General features: G+C 60.8%; 21 protein-coding genes. 14 read left to right on the forward strand and 7 right to left on the reverse strand.

Going from position 1 to position 16,895, the window contains the following annotated elements:
- The first annotated feature begins 141 nt into the window (after positions 1-141).
- A complete protein-coding gene (locus AC1DNK_RS16175) occupies positions 142-321 on the forward strand; it encodes a hypothetical protein (protein ID WP_112389701.1) in 180 nt (59 codons plus the stop codon).
- 5 nt (positions 322-326) lie between these two features.
- Here the strand turns inward: AC1DNK_RS16175 and dprA are convergent, their stop codons facing one another.
- From dprA to AC1DNK_RS16200, 5 genes are read right to left on the reverse strand one after another with little or no spacing between them, the layout of a single operon-like run.
- Complete coding sequence (gene dprA, locus AC1DNK_RS16180; RefSeq protein ID WP_477942134.1) at positions 327-1,472, reverse strand: DNA-processing protein DprA; 1,146 nt, start codon at positions 1,470-1,472, stop codon at positions 327-329.
- A 1-nt stretch (position 1,473) separates the two neighbouring features.
- Positions 1,474-2,094 carry a glycerol-3-phosphate 1-O-acyltransferase PlsY gene (gene plsY / locus AC1DNK_RS16185; protein ID WP_477942135.1) on the reverse strand — a complete coding sequence of 207 codons (621 nt, stop codon included), beginning with the start codon at positions 2,092-2,094 and terminating at the stop codon, positions 1,474-1,476.
- Positions 2,095-2,140: 46 nt separating this feature from the next.
- Positions 2,141-2,308, reverse strand: a complete 168-nt coding sequence (locus AC1DNK_RS16190; RefSeq protein ID WP_477942136.1) for a hypothetical protein — start codon at positions 2,306-2,308, stop codon at positions 2,141-2,143.
- Positions 2,309-2,320: 12 nt separating this feature from the next.
- Positions 2,321-3,610, reverse strand: a complete 1,290-nt coding sequence (locus tag AC1DNK_RS16195; RefSeq protein WP_477942138.1) for a dihydroorotase — start codon at positions 3,608-3,610, stop codon at positions 2,321-2,323.
- A complete protein-coding gene (locus tag AC1DNK_RS16200; protein WP_112389705.1) occupies positions 3,607-4,563 on the reverse strand; it encodes an aspartate carbamoyltransferase catalytic subunit in 957 nt (318 codons plus the stop codon). The genes AC1DNK_RS16195 and AC1DNK_RS16200 overlap by 4 nt, the downstream gene beginning before the upstream one ends.
- 177 nt (positions 4,564-4,740) lie before the next feature.
- Here AC1DNK_RS16200 and AC1DNK_RS16205 point away from each other — a divergent pair, with 177 nt between their 5' ends.
- Together AC1DNK_RS16205 and AC1DNK_RS16210 are read left to right on the forward strand one after the other, a co-directional pair.
- Entirely contained in the window at positions 4,741-6,390 is a 1,650-nt protein-coding gene (locus tag AC1DNK_RS16205) for an acyl-CoA dehydrogenase family protein (RefSeq protein ID WP_112516938.1), read from the forward strand.
- 3 nt (positions 6,391-6,393) lie between these two features.
- Entirely contained in the window at positions 6,394-7,011 is a 618-nt protein-coding gene (locus AC1DNK_RS16210; RefSeq protein ID WP_477942141.1) for a GNAT family N-acetyltransferase, read from the forward strand.
- Positions 7,012-7,036: 25 nt separating this feature from the next.
- On the opposite strand, the gene AC1DNK_RS16215 is transcribed toward AC1DNK_RS16210, so the two are convergent.
- Positions 7,037-7,693: a TetR/AcrR family transcriptional regulator gene (locus AC1DNK_RS16215; protein WP_477942142.1), complete on the reverse strand. Its 657-nt coding sequence runs from the start codon at positions 7,691-7,693 to the stop codon at positions 7,037-7,039.
- Positions 7,694-7,804: 111 nt separating this feature from the next.
- Between AC1DNK_RS16215 and AC1DNK_RS16220 the strand changes: the two genes are divergently transcribed.
- From AC1DNK_RS16220 to AC1DNK_RS16235, 4 genes are all read left to right on the forward strand, one after another.
- Positions 7,805-8,998: a TCR/Tet family MFS transporter gene (locus tag AC1DNK_RS16220; protein WP_477942145.1), complete on the forward strand. Its 1,194-nt coding sequence runs from the start codon at positions 7,805-7,807 to the stop codon at positions 8,996-8,998.
- A gap of 150 nt (positions 8,999-9,148) precedes the next feature.
- Positions 9,149-9,799: a TetR/AcrR family transcriptional regulator gene (locus tag AC1DNK_RS16225; protein ID WP_112537391.1), complete on the forward strand. Its 651-nt coding sequence runs from the start codon at positions 9,149-9,151 to the stop codon at positions 9,797-9,799.
- A gap of 121 nt (positions 9,800-9,920) precedes the next feature.
- Positions 9,921-10,097: a hypothetical protein gene (locus tag AC1DNK_RS16230; protein ID WP_477942201.1), complete on the forward strand. Its 177-nt coding sequence runs from the start codon at positions 9,921-9,923 to the stop codon at positions 10,095-10,097.
- Complete coding sequence (locus AC1DNK_RS16235; protein WP_477942147.1) at positions 10,094-10,420, forward strand: DUF6105 family protein; 327 nt, start codon at positions 10,094-10,096, stop codon at positions 10,418-10,420. The genes AC1DNK_RS16230 and AC1DNK_RS16235 overlap by 4 nt, the downstream gene beginning before the upstream one ends.
- Here the strand turns inward: AC1DNK_RS16235 and ruvX are convergent.
- Positions 10,363-10,851, reverse strand: coding sequence for a Holliday junction resolvase RuvX (ruvX, locus tag AC1DNK_RS16240; RefSeq protein WP_477942149.1), 489 nt, complete (start codon positions 10,849-10,851; stop codon positions 10,363-10,365). The genes AC1DNK_RS16235 and ruvX overlap by 58 nt on opposite strands.
- 120 nt (positions 10,852-10,971) lie before the next feature.
- Here ruvX and AC1DNK_RS16245 point away from each other — a divergent pair, with 120 nt between their 5' ends.
- The 7 genes from AC1DNK_RS16245 to AC1DNK_RS16275 all read left to right on the forward strand — a co-directional run bounded on the left by AC1DNK_RS16245 (position 10,972) and on the right by AC1DNK_RS16275 (position 16,832).
- Positions 10,972-11,676, forward strand: a complete 705-nt coding sequence (locus tag AC1DNK_RS16245; protein WP_477942151.1) for a metal-dependent hydrolase — start codon at positions 10,972-10,974, stop codon at positions 11,674-11,676.
- 52 nt (positions 11,677-11,728) lie between these two features.
- Positions 11,729-12,244, forward strand: coding sequence for a hypothetical protein (locus tag AC1DNK_RS16250; protein ID WP_477942153.1), 516 nt, complete (start codon positions 11,729-11,731; stop codon positions 12,242-12,244).
- 64 nt (positions 12,245-12,308) lie between these two features.
- Positions 12,309-12,596: an Asp-tRNA(Asn)/Glu-tRNA(Gln) amidotransferase subunit GatC gene (gatC, locus tag AC1DNK_RS16255; RefSeq protein ID WP_112389713.1), complete on the forward strand. Its 288-nt coding sequence runs from the start codon at positions 12,309-12,311 to the stop codon at positions 12,594-12,596.
- A 54-nt stretch (positions 12,597-12,650) separates the two neighbouring features.
- Entirely contained in the window at positions 12,651-14,132 is a 1,482-nt protein-coding gene (gene gatA / locus AC1DNK_RS16260; RefSeq protein ID WP_477942154.1) for an Asp-tRNA(Asn)/Glu-tRNA(Gln) amidotransferase subunit GatA, read from the forward strand.
- Between the two features lie 101 nt (positions 14,133-14,233).
- Positions 14,234-14,929 (forward strand): glycosyltransferase, encoded by a 696-nt coding sequence (locus AC1DNK_RS16265; RefSeq protein WP_477942156.1) that lies wholly within the window; start codon positions 14,234-14,236, stop codon positions 14,927-14,929.
- The gene (locus AC1DNK_RS16270) at positions 14,926-15,339 is read left to right on the forward strand and encodes a GtrA family protein (RefSeq protein ID WP_477942158.1); all 414 of its coding nucleotides are present in this window, start codon (positions 14,926-14,928) and stop codon (positions 15,337-15,339) included. The genes AC1DNK_RS16265 and AC1DNK_RS16270 overlap by 4 nt, the downstream gene beginning before the upstream one ends.
- Positions 15,300-16,832, forward strand: a complete 1,533-nt coding sequence (locus tag AC1DNK_RS16275; protein WP_477942160.1) for an ArnT family glycosyltransferase — start codon at positions 15,300-15,302, stop codon at positions 16,830-16,832. The genes AC1DNK_RS16270 and AC1DNK_RS16275 overlap by 40 nt, the downstream gene beginning before the upstream one ends.
- Positions 16,833-16,895: the final 63 nt, after the last annotated feature.

The raw sequence follows: 16,895 nt of genomic DNA on the forward strand, positions 1-16,895 counted from the left end.
TTGCTTCAATTTTACGTTTTGCAACGCGATGCAACCTGAGAGGGATTATAAACGTATTGCAATTTAAGATAATTGCGTTATCGTTTTTCAGGTGTGGTCAAGGCCCCTCCCAAGCCGCCGTCCGTCATTCAGAGACTGTCCATGTCGCCCAAGGGTTTCAACAAGAGAACCGACAAATCGGCTTCGCGCGAAAACATCGCCTTTGTCAGGCAGATGCTGGCGGAGTTGCGTCAGGTTGCCGAAAAGGAAGACGCCAGCATGCTCTGCTATCTGATCGAGATGGCCTATGTTGAGGCCGGCGAACTTCACAACCGCATGTAGTGCGCTCAATCTCCCATCGCAAGGGAGACCATGCCGCCGGGATGCCGGTGCAGCCGCCCGGCAATATCCAGCTCCAGCAGAACCAGATAGACCGAAGGCGCCGGAAGTCCGGTGTGGCGGATGATGTCGTCAACCTCGACCGGCGCCGGACCGAGCGCATCGGTGATCCGCGCCCGCTCGGAATCGTCGGGCGGCGATAGGCCGGGGCCGTTACTGGCAGGTTCCTCCGCCATCGGTGCCGAAAACAGGTCGAGCTGCGAGAGCGGCGCCAGCGCCTCGATGACGTCGCTGGGCGAAGTGACAATCATCGCTCCGTCTTTCAAGAGGCCGTTGGTGCCCTGGCAGCGCGGATCGAGCGGCGAGCCGGGCACGGCAAAGACCAGGCGCCCGAATTCACCGGCCAGACGTGCCGTGATCAGCGATCCTGATCGCGTGGCCGCCTCGACGACGACGAGCCCAAGCGCGATGCCGGCAATCAGCCGGTTGCGGCGCGGGAAGTCACGGGCGCGGGGTTCCCAGCCGAACGGCATTTCGCTGATCGCCAGTCCGTTGCCGCTGCAGATCTCATCGAGCAGCGGCACATTCTCCGGCGGGTAGGGCTGGTCGAGACCACCAGCGAGAGCAGCTATGGTGCCGGCATCGAGACTGGCGCGGTGGGCGGCGGTATCGATGCCGCGGGCAAGGCCGGATACGACGGCATATCCCGCGCGGCCGCAATCCCTGGCGATCATCGCTGCAAACTTGGCGCCGCTGATCGAGGCATTGCGCGAGCCGACGATGCCAGTTGCCGGACGATGCAGAACGGAGAGGTCGCCCTTGACGGCAATCAGCGGCGGGGCGCCATCGATCTGGCGAAGGGCTTGCGGATAGTCGGGTTCGCCGATGCCGATGAAGCGGGCGCCGAAACGGCGGGCGGTTTCCAGTTCGCGATGCGCCTCTGCCTCGGTGGCGATCCTGATCGCCCGCGTGGCGCCGCCGCGGGCCGAAAGCTCGGGCAGCGCGGCGAGCGCCGCCTCGGCGGAACCGAAATGATTGATTAGGCCACGAAAGGTGGCGGGCCCGACATTGTCGGAGCGGATCAGCCGAAGCCAGGCGATCCGTTGCCGGTCCGAAAGCGCAATTCCCTTTGGCCTTGCGCTTTCGACGTCCATCCTACCCCTTCGCCCCGATCTTGCTTTCCGTCCCGCCGATGAGCCGGGAGATGTTGGCCTTGTGTTTGTAATAGGAGATGACCGACATGATTGCCATGACGGCTGCAACCTTTTCGTATCCAAATATCCACAATGCAACCGGAATGACAAGCATCGCCGTGAGCGCCGCCAGCGACGAGTAGCGGAAGACGAAGGCCATGGTCAGCCAGACGGCGGCGAAGACCAGAACGAAGAGCGGCGCAACGCCGAGAAGCGTGCCGATATAGGTGGCGACACCCTTGCCGCCCTTGAAGCCCAGCCAGACCGGGAAGAGGTGGCCGAGGAAGGCAAAGAGGCCGGCAATGGCGCCAGCTTCGGGCCCTGCGACATAGGCCATGATCCAGGCTGCGACTGTCGCCTTCAGCGCGTCGAGCAGCAGGGTTGCCGCAGCAAGCTTCTTGTTGCCGGTGCGCAGCACGTTGGTGGCGCCGATATTGCCCGAACCGATATTGCGGACGTCACCGAGACCGGCTGCCCGCGTCAGGATCAGGCCGAATGGAATGGAGCCGAGCAGATAGCCGGCAACGGCTGCAGCAAGCGCCATGGGCAGAGTGATCTGCCAGTTGGTGAGTTCCGAAATCATGTCCCCTCCACCTTATATTCTACGGCCTTGTCCCGAAGCCGCTGTCTTAACCGTTCTCGAAGACCCAGATTTCCGCGCCACCGAGCAGCAGCGCGGCCAGCGTGCAGAGCGTCACGAATACGGTGCTCAGCACGATGGTCGACGAATAGTGCTTTGAGCCTCGCTTCTTCGGGATCGGGGCGGCATGATGACTGTCGTTCTCGTTCTCATTCATGCCGCTACCTCTTCAGTCCAGCGAATGAACCTTGACCCCGCCCACATAGGTCGCCACTGCCCGGCCCGAGAAACGGGCGTCCTCGAAAGGCGTGTTCTTCGAGCGCGACAGAAGCATGTCTTTCGAAACGAGCCAAGGCTCTTCGAGATCGATCAGCGTGATGTCCGCCTTGGCGCCGGGCTTCAGCGTTCCGGCATCGAGGCCGAAGATCTGTGCGGGGCGGGTGGACATCGCATCGATCAGCCGCATCAGGCTGACGCGGCCGCTGTGATGCAGGCGAAGGGCCGCTGCCAGCATGGTTTCGAGCCCGACGGCGCCATCTGCGGCTTCGCCGAAGGGAAGGCGCTTGGTATCGACATCCTGCGGATCATGTGAGGAAACGATGATATCGATCTCGCCCTTTGCCAGCGCATCGACCATCGCCACGCGATCGTCTTCGGTGCGCAGCGGCGGGTAGAGCTTGAAGAAGGTGCGGTACTCGCCGATGTCGTTCTCGTTGAGCGCCAGATTGTTGATCGAGATGCCGCAGGTGACTTTCGCGCCGCGGCGCTTGGCAAGCTGGATCGCCTCGACCGACTCAGGCACCGAGATCATCGCCGCATGATAATTGCCGCGGGTCAGCTGGGCGATGCGCAGGTCGCGCTCGAGCGGGATCAGCTCGGCTTCCTTCGGAATGCCCCCGAGACCGAGCCAGCTGGCAAACAGGCCTTCGTTCATGACGCCTGTCGCGCCGAGATATTTGTCGCGGGTCTCGCAGGAGATGACGGCGCCGAACTCGCGGGCATAGGTCATCACCCGGCGCAGCACCTGCGTATCGTGAATGCTGGAGCGGCCATCGGTAAACGCGACGGCGCCGGCTTCCATGAGAAGGCCGATTTCGGTCATTTCCTCACCGGCCAGATGCTTGGTGATCGCCGCTGCCGGATAGACATTGACGAGCGCCTTGTCCTTGGCGGTCTTCTTGACGAATTCGACCAGCGCGATGTCGTCTATCACCGGATCGGTATCCGGCATCATGATGATCGAGGTGACGCCACCGGCCGCGGCGGCCCGGCTGGCGGAAGCAATCGTCTCGCGATGCTCGGCACCCGGCTCGCCGATATGGACGCGGGCATCGACGAGGCCGGGTACGGCAACGAGACCGTTGCAGTCGCGGACTTCGGCGCCATCAGGCACGCCTTGGTTCAGCGCATCCTTGCCGGCGGCAACGATCACGCCGTTCTTGACGACGATGGTGCCTGTTTCATCGAGATTGCGCGAGGGATCGATGATGCGGACATTGGTGAGGACGAGATTGCTCATGCGCCCACTCCTTCAGTCCGGGGTCCCTGATTTTGAGAAACAAGCAGAGTCTCCATCACCGCCATGCGCACCGCGACACCCATCTCGACCTGTTCGGCGATCACGCTTTGCGGGCCGTCGGCGACCTCGGAAGCGATCTCGACGCCACGGTTCATCGGTCCCGGATGCATGACGAGCGCGTCTTCCTTTGCCGATTTCAGCGTTTCGGCATCGAGGCCGTAGAAATGGTAATATTCGCGCACCGACGGCACGAAGGCGCCGGACATGCGCTCGCGCTGCAGGCGCAGCATCATCACCACGTCTGCGTCCTTCAGCCCTTCCTTCATCGAATGGAAAACTTCGACGCCCATGTCGGCGATGCCGGCGGGAAGCAACGTTGCCGGAGCGACGACGCGCACCCGGGCGCCCATGGCGTTCAAAAGCAGGATGTTGGAGCGGGCAACGCGAGAATGCAGCACGTCGCCGCAGATCGCGACGATGATGCGCGACAGCTTGCCCTTGGCACGGCGGATCGTCAGCGCGTCCAGCAGTGCCTGGGTCGGATGCTCATGCTGTCCGTCACCGGCATTGACGACCGAGCAGGAGACTTTTTGTGCGAGGAGGGCGGCTGCACCCGCGCTCGAATGGCGGATCACCAGCACATCGGGTCGCATCGCGTTCAGCGTCATCGCCGTATCGATCAGCGTTTCGCCCTTCTTCACCGACGAGTTGCCGACCGACATGTTCATGACGTCGGCGCCAAGGCGTTTGCCGGCCAGCTCGAAGGAGGCCTGCGTGCGGGTCGACGCTTCGAAGAAGAGGTTGATCTGCGTCAGACCTCTCAGCGTCGACGTCTTCTTTTCTCTCTGTCGGCTGATCTTGACGGCCTCGTCGGCCTTGTCGAGGAGAAGGGTGATATCCTGCTCGGTGAGACCTTTGATACCGATGAGGTGGCGGTGGGGGAAAAAGACCATGAACCTGCCTCTTGCTGTGTCGCTGGGTCTATAATGAGTGCCGTCCGCGGCTGCAAGCTTGTGCTGTGGGCAAAGCTCTGTGTCCCCATGCAATTTTGCCGCAAATCCGCTAGAGCTGGAGTTGAAATCGTCAAGTTCCGGTTTCCATTTATCTGGCTCATGCAATAGAAGCGACTCATGACTCCCGCTGAAGAAAAACTCGCCGAGCTGAACCAGCCAAGCCTCTGGTCCGGTATCAATGCCTACCGCTCCGATCCGCTGATCGTCGACCTGACGGCAACGCTGCCGCGCGGCACGCGTGAAGACCTGGAAAACATGGGCCGCTATGTCACCTCACCGGAGGCGCAGGAACTCGCGCGCATGGCGAACGAGGGCGTGCCGAAGCTGCGCACACACGGCCCGCGCGGCGAGCGTCTCGATGTCGTCGAGTTTCATCCGGCCTGGCACGCGCTGATGCGCCGCTCGATGTCCGTCGGGCTGCATTCTTCCGTCTGGGATCCGCAGGCCGATGCCGACGCCAAGGACCAGTCGCACAAGATCCGTGCTGCCCGCTTCTATCTGACGGCGCAGCTGGAATCCGGCCATCTCTGCCCGCTGACGATGACCAGCGCCTCCGTGGCCGCGCTCTCGGCTTCGCCTGCCGTCCAGAAGGACTGGGCGCCGAAGATCCTGTCGCGCAAATACGATTCCTCGAACAAGCCCGCCATGCAGAAGTCTGCCGTGACCATCGGCATGGGCATGACCGAGAAACAGGGCGGCACCGACGTCCGTTCCAACAAGACGACCGCCGAAAAGGTCAGCGAAGGCATCTATCGTCTCTCGGGCCACAAGTGGTTCATGTCGGCGCCGATGAGCGACGCCTTCATCATGCTGGCGCAGACCAAGGACGGCATGGGCTGCTTCCTGGTGCCGCGTCTGCTGGAGGACGGCTCGGCCAACGGCCTGCAGTTCCAGCGCCTGAAGGACAAGGTCGGCAATCGCTCGAACGCCTCCTCGGAAGTCGAGTTCAACGATACGTTCGGTTTCCTGCTCGGCGGTCCCGATGCCGGCATCCGCACCATCCTCGACATGGTGACGCTGACGCGGCTCGATTGCGCGCTGGCATCCTCGGGGATCATGCGCGCTTCGCTGGCCGAAGCCGTGCACCACACCCGCGGTCGCAGCGTCTTCGGCAAGATGCTCGTCCACCAGCCGATCATGACCCGCGTTCTCGCCGACATGGCGCTCGACGTGGCGGCGGCGACGGCGCTTTCCTTCCGCTTAGCCGATGCCTTCGACAAGGCACGCAACAATGCGGAAGAGGCAGCCTACGCCCGCGTCATGACGCCGGTTGCCAAATACTGGTGCTGCAAGATTGCCCCGGCGCTGATCTATGAAGCGATGGAATGCATCGGCGGCAGCGGCTACATCGAAGAGCGCCCGATCGCCCGGCATTACCGCGAAGCCCCGGTCAACGCGATCTGGGAAGGCTCGGGCAACGTCATGGCGCTCGATCTTCTCAGGGTTCTCTCGCGTGGCAAGGATCTGTTCGAGACTGTCTTCGCCGGTCTCGCCCGCGATCTCGGCCCGGCCGGCAAGAAGACCATCGACGTGCTGCGCGCCGCCATGGCGCTTTGCGAGCGCGACGAGGGGGCTGCCCGCCTGCTGATCGAGCAGCTGGCGCTCGCCGCCGCTGCCGCCGAACTCTATCGCCTCGGTGCAGGCCGCATCGCCGATGCCTTTATCGAGACACGTCTGGCAGGCGGCTGGCGCGCCACCTACGGCATGCTCGATGCCCGCTTCGACGCGAGCTATATCGTCGATTTGCTATATCCGCCGGCAAGCTGAGCGATGGCAACGATCCGCAACGCACGCCCCGATGACCTCGAGGCGATCTACGAGATTTCATTGCTGACGGGAGAGGCCGGGCAGGATGCCTCGGCGCTCTATCACGATCGCAAGATGATCGGTCACATCTATTCGGCGCCTTACGTGATGCTGAGCCCGGACACGTCCTTCGTCGTCGAGGATGCAGATGGTGTTGCCGGTTATGTCGTCGGCCCTTACGATACGCCTGCTTTCGAAGACCGTCTTGAAAGCGAATGGTGGCCCGCCTTGCGCGACCGCTATCCGGCGCCGCAAGGCGATCCGGAAGGCTGGAATGCCGACCAGCGCCGCAGTTTCACCATCCACAATCCGCAGCGCGCTTTCGCGGCGCGCGCCGCCGAGTTCCCGGCCCATGTCCATATGAACATGCTGCCGCGGCTGCAGGGGCAGGGGCTTGGCACCAGGCTTCTCGATCGCTGGATGACGTCGGCCCACCAGGCCGGGGTCAAAGGTGTTCATCTCGGCACCAATGCGGGCAATATCGGCGGGCAGCGCTTCTGGGCCTCGCGCGGCTTCGAACGCCTCGCCAAGCCCTTCGTCGATCCCACGGATCGCTCGATCTGGTTCGGCCAATATCTCTGATGTCTCCGGATGGAGACTTGCGCCGTCAGGCGTAGGGCGTTTCCGCCATAGCCGCTTTCACGCCGGTGCTTCCCCGATCGATCATGGCAAGGAAGAGGGCGGTCGCCTTCTCTGAATTCCCGTCCTGCCGGAATGCCCGATGCGCCTGGAGGAAGGCGACGCTCCAGGTTGCCAGCAGCAGGTTGGCGGCGAGATCGGCATCCGGATCGGACAGGTCGCGTCCCACAGTCTCCGCCAGTCCAGCGGCGACCGTCTGCGCCAGCTCGTCGCGGATCGCCCGGGCACGCGCTTTCAGCGTCTCGCTGCGCTCGACCGTTGCAATGAAGTTCTGGCTGCGGTTGGAAAATTCCACATAGGGCCGCTGTTCGGCCACCAGCTGGTGGGCAAGCAGGCGCAAGGCCTCGACCGGCGGGACGGACGGATCCCGGTTTTGCAACGCATGGCGCAACGTCTCCCGCCCTTCCTCGTCGCGATCGAAGAACATGTCCTCCTTGCGCGGGAAGTGATTGAAGACCGTCATCCGCCCGACATCGGCCGCAGCCGCGATGTCATCGACCGTCACATGATCGAAGCCCCGCTCGAGAAACAGCCGGTCGGCGGCAAGAGAGATGGCCCGCCGGGTGGCGAGGCGTTTGCGGGATCGCCTGTCGTCGGGCTGATTGGAATCGAAAGTCGCGTTCATGTCCGCATCGTAGCGCAGTTTGTATACTGAGTACATATTTGCATTGACAGTCTGTGGTCAAGGGATTTATGTACTGAGTACATTTTAAAACTCGGTATAGCGGAGCCTGCCATGAACAAGGCACTCGTCGTCATCTTCACCACCATCGGCCTCGACGCGGTCGGGATCGGTCTGATCTTCCCCATTCTTCCGCGGCTGATCGCGGAAGTGACGCATGCAGGCAATGTCGCCGCCTATATCGGCATCATGACCTCGCTCTATGCGGCGATGCAGTTCATCTGTGCGCCGGTGCTCGGCGCTCTCAGCGACAGGCTCGGGCGGCGGCCGGTGCTGCTGATCTCGATGACAGGCGCTGCCGTCAACTATCTGATCCTGGCCTTCGCGCCTCATCTGTGGATGCTGCTGATTGGCCGTGCCGTCGCCGGGCTGACAAGCGCCAACATCTCGGTCGCCAGCGCCTACATCACCGATATTTCCGCGGAGGAGACACGCGCCCGCCGCTTCGGATTGTTCAACGCCACCTTCGGCATCGGCTTTATCGTCGGCCCGGTTCTCGGCGGCATCCTTGGCGATTACTGGCTGAGGCTGCCGTTCATAGCTGCCGCAGTTCTCAACGCCGGCAATCTGCTCCTGGCGCTGCTGGTGCTTCCGGAGTCGCGCAAACCGAGCCGTGAGCGGATCGATCTCGCCGCCCTCAACCCGCTTCGGCCGTTCCGCTGGCTGATCTCGATGCGCGGCTTGCTGCCTATTATCACTGTCTTCTTCATTTTCAGCGGCGTCGGCGAGGTCTATGGCACCTGCTGGGCTCTGTGGGGACATGACGTGTTCGGCTGGAACGGCCTGTGGATCGGCCTCTCACTCGGCACCTATGGCGCCTGCCAGGCTCTGGCGCAGATGTTCCTGCCGGGGCCTGCCGTGAAGCTGCTCGGCGAGCGCGCCACCATCCTGACTGGCCTTGCCGGCACCTCGCTGGGCCTTGCTGTCATGGCCTTCACCACGCAGCCGTGGATGATCTTTGCCGTCATGCCGGTGTTCGTGTTGGGCGGCATCGGCGTGCCGTCGCTGCAGTCCATGGCGACACGCATGGTGAGCGGCGAACAGCAGGGGCAGTTCCAGGGCCTGCTCGCCTCGGTCGTCAGCCTCTCGTCGATCGTCGCGCCGCTTGGCTTCTCCAGCTTCTATTTCGTCGTGCAGCAGCAATGGCCGGGCGCAATCTGGCTGTCGGCGATCGCCGTTTACGCGATCACCGTACCGATCGTCCTCGGCTTCAGCATTCCCCGAATGCGGACGGCCGAGGCCGCCTGAGGGAAGAGAGGCCGTGACCGTTGCATCACGGTCTCACCAATCTCCTGAAAACCATGGGATTATCCACAATCTATCAAGGCCTTGTCCGTTGCCGGGGCAGGGTGCCGTTGTTACTCACCTTGTAGTGACAAGAACGGAATCGGCTTCGATATGCTTGACGACACCATGGTTTTGGCACCCGTTGCCGCCGAACCCGAGAAGCGCATCCGCGACCGCGGCGCGACCGAAAAGACAATTCTGAAGGCCGCCAAGGCTCTGCTGGCCGAAGAGGGCTTTCAGAATTTCGGCATCAACGCCGTCGCCCGCCGCGCCGGCTGCGACAAGCAGCTGATCTATCGCTACTATGGCGGCCTCAACGGACTGGTCGAGGCAATCGGCGCCGATCTCGGCACCTGGGTCAAGGACCGCATCCCCGAAGATACTGGCGGCATGTTCCTGCTGACCTATGGCGATCTGATGGAGCGGCTGTCGCTGCTCTTCCTCGAAGCGCTACGCGACGACCCGCTCGTCCGCCGCATAGTCGCCTGGGAAGTTTCGGAAAATACCGAGCAGGTGAGGCGCCTCTCGGAGGCGCGTTCCAAGGCGCTGGCGCAGTGGCTGGAGCGCATGCGCGGTTCGCTGACCCCGCCAAAGGGCGTCGATCCCGTCGCCACCAACGCGATTCTCTTCGCCGCGATCCAGCACCTCGTCCTTTCTGCCTCGGCTGGCGGACAGTGCGCCGGGCTGGCGCTGAAGACCGCCAAGGACTGGGACAAGGCGGCGACGGCGCTGAAGCGCATCGTTCGCGGCGTCTACGGCTGACGGGCGGCCGGCTCATCCACAGGCACCCGCCCCGCTGTTAACCTTAACAAATGGTTTACGTTGCGCCCTCAGCGTTAAGGCGACAGGGTACGGGCAGTTAAATTCTTAGCTGTCAGGACCCATGATGGGAACCAGAGCCGCCAAAGCTGCGTTGCTTGTTGCCGCGATGATGTTTTTCGCGGTGCTCGCCCTTGATATCACCGTTCCCGCGGTCGTCCTGAGCGTGATGGCATTGTCGACCTGGGTTGTCGGTCTCGAAAGTCCGACTGCCTGGCGTCACCGAGGGGAGGCCGCATGAAGTGGTTCCTGATCTTCTGGTTGGGCCCGATCGTTTTCCTGAGCGGCTGGTACTGGCTTTCCTATTACGACATGAATTTCGGCATCTTCATGCTGAGCCGTCAGGTCCATGACCTGACCTTCGAAGTCTACGGCCAGGTTCTGGGCGTGCCGCCGGAAACCATTCCGCCGCTCGTTGCCCGCGCCATTGCCGTCGATAGCCTCGTGGTTCTGGCGATCATCGCGTTCCGCAAGCGCAAGAAGATTTTGGCCTGGTGGGCCGCCCGTCAGGCGTCGAAATCGGCCGCTCTCGAAAGCGCCGACAGCCTGTCCAGGGCGCCCTGAAGAATGAAGCTCGCCGCAGCGGAATCGATCCGCTCGGCCCGCTTGGCGCGCGACACGTCCATCTCCAGCAAAGCGCGTTCGGCAGCGACCGTCGATAGCCGCTCATCCCAATAGACGAAGGGAAGGGCGGTCTTCTGCTCCATGTTGCGCACGAAGGCGCGCGTTGCCTGCACGCGCGGACCCGCGGACCCGTCCATGTTCATCGGCAGGCCGATGACGAATCCGGCAACCTTTTCTTTTTCGGAGAAAGCCAGCAGCACCTCGGCGTCGATGGTGAATTTCTCGCGGCGGATGACGGGACGTGGCGTCGAGAAGCGCCGTCCGAGATCCGACATCGAAAGGCCGATCGTCTTGGTACCGAGATCGAGCCCGGCGATCGCCTGTCCGGGCTGCAGGAATGCAGCCATCTCTTCGATCGTCATCACTGTCATTGCCGTTTCATCCCGTCAAAACAAATTGAAGCCTGTGGCGGCTTTTCTTTGCAGCCATATCGGCTATGTCCATAACAATCGAGACCCGCTTTTGCATCACATAATCAAGGGACGCTTTTCATGAAGATCACCTGGCTCGGCCACTCCGCCTTCCGCATCGAAACCGGCAAGGCAAAAATCCTCCTCGACCCCTTCCTGACCTACAATGCCTCCTTCGAGGGCCAGGACATCAAGGATGTGTCGGCAGGCATCACCCATATTCTGTTGACCCACGGCCACGGCGACCATGTCGGCGACACCATCGCGCTCGCCAAGGAAACCGGCGCCACGGTTCTTGCCAATGCCGATCTCGCCTCCTGGCTTGCCGCCAAGGGCGTCTCGAAGATCGAAATGGGCAATACCGGCGGCACGATTGCGCTCGGCGGCTTCTCGGCGACCTTCACCAATGCGCTGCATTCCTCGGCGCAGGTCACCGAAGACGGCATTGCCCATGCGCTCGGCAACGCCAACGGCCTGATGCTGCATTTCGACGACGAAGCCTCGATCTTCGCCATGGGCGATACCGACATCTTTTCCGACATGGCGCTGATCAACGAGCTGCACCAGCCGGATATCGGTCTCGTTCCTGTTGGTGACCGCTTCACCATGGGCGGCGCGGTGGCGGCACTTGCCTGCCAGCGCTATTTCAACTTCAAGACCGCCATCCCCTGCCATTACGGCACCTTCCCGATCATCGACCAGACCGCCGACAAGTTCGTCTCCGGCATGGAAGGTTCGAAGACGGAAGTGAAGGCGATCAAGCCAGGAGAAACGTTGTCGCTTTGACAGTTGGCTGACAATGAATTTATCTGCCTCATGGGAAATGTGGGGCAGATACTTGGACGACAGAGATAAGCACTCGCTGCATTCGACGTTACGCGAGAACATCATCGAGCATCTCTTCATTGGGGCTCTGCTTCAACGTCTTTGGCAACGAAATGTTGTCGACGCAGAGGTATTGAAAAGCGAGTTCGATGCCGGTGGGTATGATCTTGTTCTAACCTTTCGCGAGATTACGCGCCACGTTCAGCTAAAAGTGACACGTTCTGGCGGTGCCAGAAGCGACGTCAATGTCAGCCTGAGACTCGCCGATAAACCAAGTGGATGTGTGGTCTGGATAATCGTTGATGATGGTCTGGGATTTGTCGAATTTCGATGGTTCGGAGCCGTGCCCGGCGAGCCTCTCCCTGATATTCAGACGATGAAAATCACCAAACACAACAAGGGTAACGCCCAAGGCATAAAGAATGAGAGGCCGGGCCATCGTCAAATTCGCCATTCAAGCTTTCGGCGAGTAGAAGGCATTGATGGTCTATTGGAGTGTTTGCTAGGCGACACCGGTTTGAGCACATAGAGCCGTTGCATAGGGCTCGGTTGGTCTTTATAGCGAGTGGGAAATTTCCCTTTCGGAGTATGCCATGTCCGTCGATCTTGCCACCGTTAAGCGCGTTGCGCGCCTTGCCCGTATTGCCGTCTCCGAAGACGAGGCAAATCGGATGGTCGGCGAGCTGAATGGCATTCTCGGCTTCGTCGAACAGCTGTCCGAAGTGAATGTCGAAGGCGTCGAGGCCATGACCTCGGTCACGCCGATGGCGATGAAGAAGCGGACCGACCAGGTGACCGATGGCAACAAGGCCGACGACGTCGTCGCCAACGCTCCCGTCACCGACCACAATTTCTTCCTGGTACCGAAAGTCGTCGAATAAGCGCTGCCGCTTTTTCCGATCCACGCTGCCATTAAAACGATCCGAGTAGACACCATGAGCGAACTCACTAGCCTGACCATTGCCGAAGCCCGCGAGAAGCTGCGCGGCAAGGAGATCACCGCCACCGAACTGACCGAAGCCTATATCTCGGCGATCGATGCGGCGAACGGCGCGCTGAACGCCTATATCAAGACCACGCCCGATCTCGCCCGCGTCATGGCAAAGAAGTCCGATGAGCGCATCGCGGCCGGCCAGGCAGGTGATCTCGAAGGCATCCCGCTCGGCATCAAGGATCTGTTCGCCACCGTCGGCGTCCACACCCAGGCCTGCAGCCATATCCTAGACGGCTTCGAGCCGCGCTACGAATCGACAGTCACCCAGAACCTCTGGGACGACGGCGCCGTCATGCTCGGCAAGCTGAACATGGATGAGTTTGCCATGGGCTCGTCGAACGAAACCTCGCATTATGGCGCGGTCATCAACCCCTGGCGCGCGTCCGGCTCCAACCAGCAGCTCGTTCCCGGCGGCTCTTCGGGCGGTTCGGCCGCTGCCGTTGCCGCCCATCTCTGCGCCGGCGCGACCGCAACCGATACCGGCGGCTCGATCCGCCAGCCGGCAGCCTTCACCGGCACCGTCGGCATCAAGCCGACTTACGGCCGCTGCTCGCGCTGGGGTACAGTTGCCTTCGCATCCTCGCTCGATCAGGCCGGCCCGATCGCCCGTGACGTCCGCGACGCCGCAATCCTCCTGAAGTCGATGGCCTCCGTCGATACCAAGGACACGACCTCGGTCGATCTGCCGGTTCCGGATTACGAAGCCGCGCTCGGCAAGTCGCTGAAGGGCATGAAGATCGGTATCCCGAACGAATACCGCGTCGATGGCATGCCGGAGGAAATTGAAACCCTCTGGCAGCAGGGCATTGCCTGGCTGAAGGATGCTGGTGCCGAGATCGTCAACATTTCGCTGCCGCACACCAAATATGCGCTTCCGGCATATTACATCGTCGCGCCCGCCGAGGCCTCCTCGAACCTCGCCCGCTACGACGGCGTCCGCTACGGCCTGCGCGTCGACGGCAAGGACATCGCCGACATGTACGAGAAGACCCGCGCTGCGGGCTTCGGCAAGGAAGTCAAGCGCCGCATCATGATCGGCACCTACGTGCTGTCGGCCGGCTACTACGACGCCTATTACATCAAGGCCCAGAAGGTCCGCACGCTGATCAAGCGCGACTTCGAGATCGTCTTCGACGCCGGTGTCGATGCGATCCTGACCCCGGCCACGCCATCGTCCGCCTTCGGTGTTGCCGACGAAAACCTCGCCGCCGATCCGGTCGCGATGTATCTGAACGACATCTTCACGGTCACCGTCAACATGGCGGGCCTGCCGGGCATCGCCGTTCCCGCCGGTCTCGACCACAAGGGGCTACCGCTCGGCCTGCAGCTGATCGGCAAGCCCTTCGACGAGGAAACCCTCTTCAAGACCGCCCATGTCATCGAACAGGCAGCCGGCAAGTTCTCCCCTGCCAAGTGGTGGTAAGATTGAGGCGCTCCGCTTGAGGCAAGCGGGGCGCTCTGCCGGTGGTTGTATGCAAATCGCTATTTGGGGTAGATTTCGCTTGGCTGCCCTGCTAGGCGGAGGTGAATTTCGATCAGGTTCAACCCGTGCCGCAAAAACGTCTATCGATCATCGCCCCAACTTACAATGAAATCGGAAATGTGATTCCGTTTGCCGAGCGTGTAAAATCCACGCTAGCTGGCATCGACTGGGAAATACTGTTCGTTGATGACAATTCCGCGGACGGAACTGCGCGGAAGGCGTTCGAATACGCCGCAGACGATGCCCGTATTCGAACTATCATCAGATTGGATGATCGTGGCCTTGCCAGGTCCAGCATTCAGGGCATGTTGTCAGCGCGTGGCGATTTGCTGTGCGTGATGGACGTTGACGGTCAGCACGATCCGGCAGTCTTGGTTGACATGATCGCGCGCCTTGAAAGCGATAATCTCGACATCGTCAGTGCTGCTCGCCGCCTCGAGGCCGATCGCGCCCTGGAGGGACTTTCGCCGCTTCGCCAGAGGCTGTCCACATTTGGCAATTGGCTGAGCAGCTTGGTTCTTGGACGAAAGCTGTCCGATCCGCTGACCGGCTTCTTTGTAATGCGTCGCAGCAGCTTCCTCGATGTGGCACCAAGACTCGGAGATCCCGGCTTCAAGCTGCTTCTCGACATATGTATTCCAACAAGAAGCTTCGCCATGGTGAGGTTCCATTCGACTTCGGCGTGCGAATTCACGGCGAATCGAAGCTCGACATCTATGTCGTATGGAAATTCGTGACATTCTTGCTGAGCAAGATGACCGGCGGCTTTCTGCCGGTCAGCCTCATTTCCTTCTTGTTCGTTGGTGGCTCGGGCATTTTCGTTCATTTTGCCGTGCTCTATTCGGTCTTGGCATTTGCGCTGCCTTTCATCGCAGCACAGACGGTCGCGACGCTGGTCGCTGCCACTAGCAATTTTCTGCTCAACAACCTTCTGACCTTTCAGGACAAACGGCTGTACGGATGGAAAAAAACCTTGGGTTACGTGAAATTTCTGGCTGTTTCCGCCGTCGGAATTGTTGCCAACGTTTCCGCGGCCACATTGGCTTATGAGCGGCTCGTGCATGTCGTGTTTCTTGCCACGCTTGCTGGTATCGCGATCGATACGGTGTGGAAATTCGTAATCGCGAACAGGTTTATCTGGAAATGACTATTTCGGCTTCCGGCCCCTCTGGGCCTCAGACTCCATCCCGCAAGGTGGTGACGTCGCTTTGGATTTTGCTTGCTGCCTCCGTATGCTCGTTGCTGCTTGTCAAACTTGTTCAGCTTTCTTTCTACTTTGACGGCGGCATCTACGCTGGAGTCGCCAGAAATATGGCCGAAGGGGTCGGTTCGGCCTGGAGCCCGTATTTCTCACAGACACTCTTCCCGGTCTTCGCAGAACACCCCCCTTTCATGATGTGGGTTGAATCCTTGGGGTTCATGGTCTTCGGTGACACGATTGCAGTCGAAAAGAGTTTCTCGCTGCTGACTTTTGCAGTCGCAGGCGTCCTCCTGTTCAAAATGTGGATGCGGTTGCACGACGGCGATGTTGTCATGCAGCGCGCGGCGCCGATTGCCCTGTTCATGGTACTGATCGCCGGCCGCATGAAATGGGGTTTTGCCAATGGTATGTTGGAAAATCAGCTAATTATCTTCACGTTGAGCGCCGTCTTACTGATCGTAACGGCCTACGACCGGCGCTTGGGTGTTTCCAGTTTATCGCGTGTTTCGCTCATCGCATGCGCCGGGCTGGCGATTTCGCTCGCCGTTTTTACGAAGGGCCCGGTGGGCTTGTTTCCATTGGCCACGCCGGCGATTTACTGGTTTTGTTTTCGGCGCCCGTCTTTCGCCGCCGTGGTGCTCGATAGCCTGATACTTGTCGCCATTGTCGTGCTTCTGTTTCTCGTGCTCTGGTCTTTCGACGCTTCGCGCGAAGCGACACAGCGCTATTTGGCTGCTCAGCTGTTGCCCAGTCTGGCAGGAGATCGCGGAAACTTCGGCGGCGGTCTCTCGGCCGTTCGCAATCTCATTGGCGTCAACGGCTATTCGTTCGCGATCACCGCGCTTGTTCTCGTTGTTTTCCGCCGGTGGAACATGGCGGTACCGGACGCGGTTTTGCGGAAGAAACGAATGCAGAGTGCAGCATTCTTGTTGCTTGTCGGGTGTTCGGCCTCATTTCCAATTCTCGCCAGTCCGCGTGTCACGAACTTTTACTTCAATCCTTCGTTGCCGTATTTTTCGACGGGATTCTGCGTGTTGTGTGCGCCTGTTCTGCTAGGTGGTCTCAGCCGCCTGGGAGAGCGGTGGCAGAATCGCTTGTGGATCGCGTCGAGCGTTTTTCTTGCCGCATCCGTGGTGATTGTTGGTTTGAATTTTGGCCGTATGGGCGGCGACAAGCGGGTTATTGAAAACGCATCTGCAATTGCCGAGGCCGTTTGCGGTGCCAGCAAGACCGCGTGCCGCCAGACGGTTAGCGCCTGTGGCAAGGTTTGGGAGGATTGGCCGCTTCATACGTATTTGCAGCGCTACTACAAGGTGAGTATGGCGCCGGAGCCCTCCGCTGCGATCAAGTACTTAGTGGCCGACGAAAGCTGCCAGTTGGACTCTACCTACGCTGCTACAGGCGTGAAACTCTTCCCATACCGTTTGCTGCAACATTGAGTGTGCGGTTCGATCGTGGGCTTGGTTCGATAGGATGTTGAAGGACCGGCTCTCCTATGAGAG

It is taken from the genome of Rhizobium sp. 01N424, from assembly GCF_056399485.1.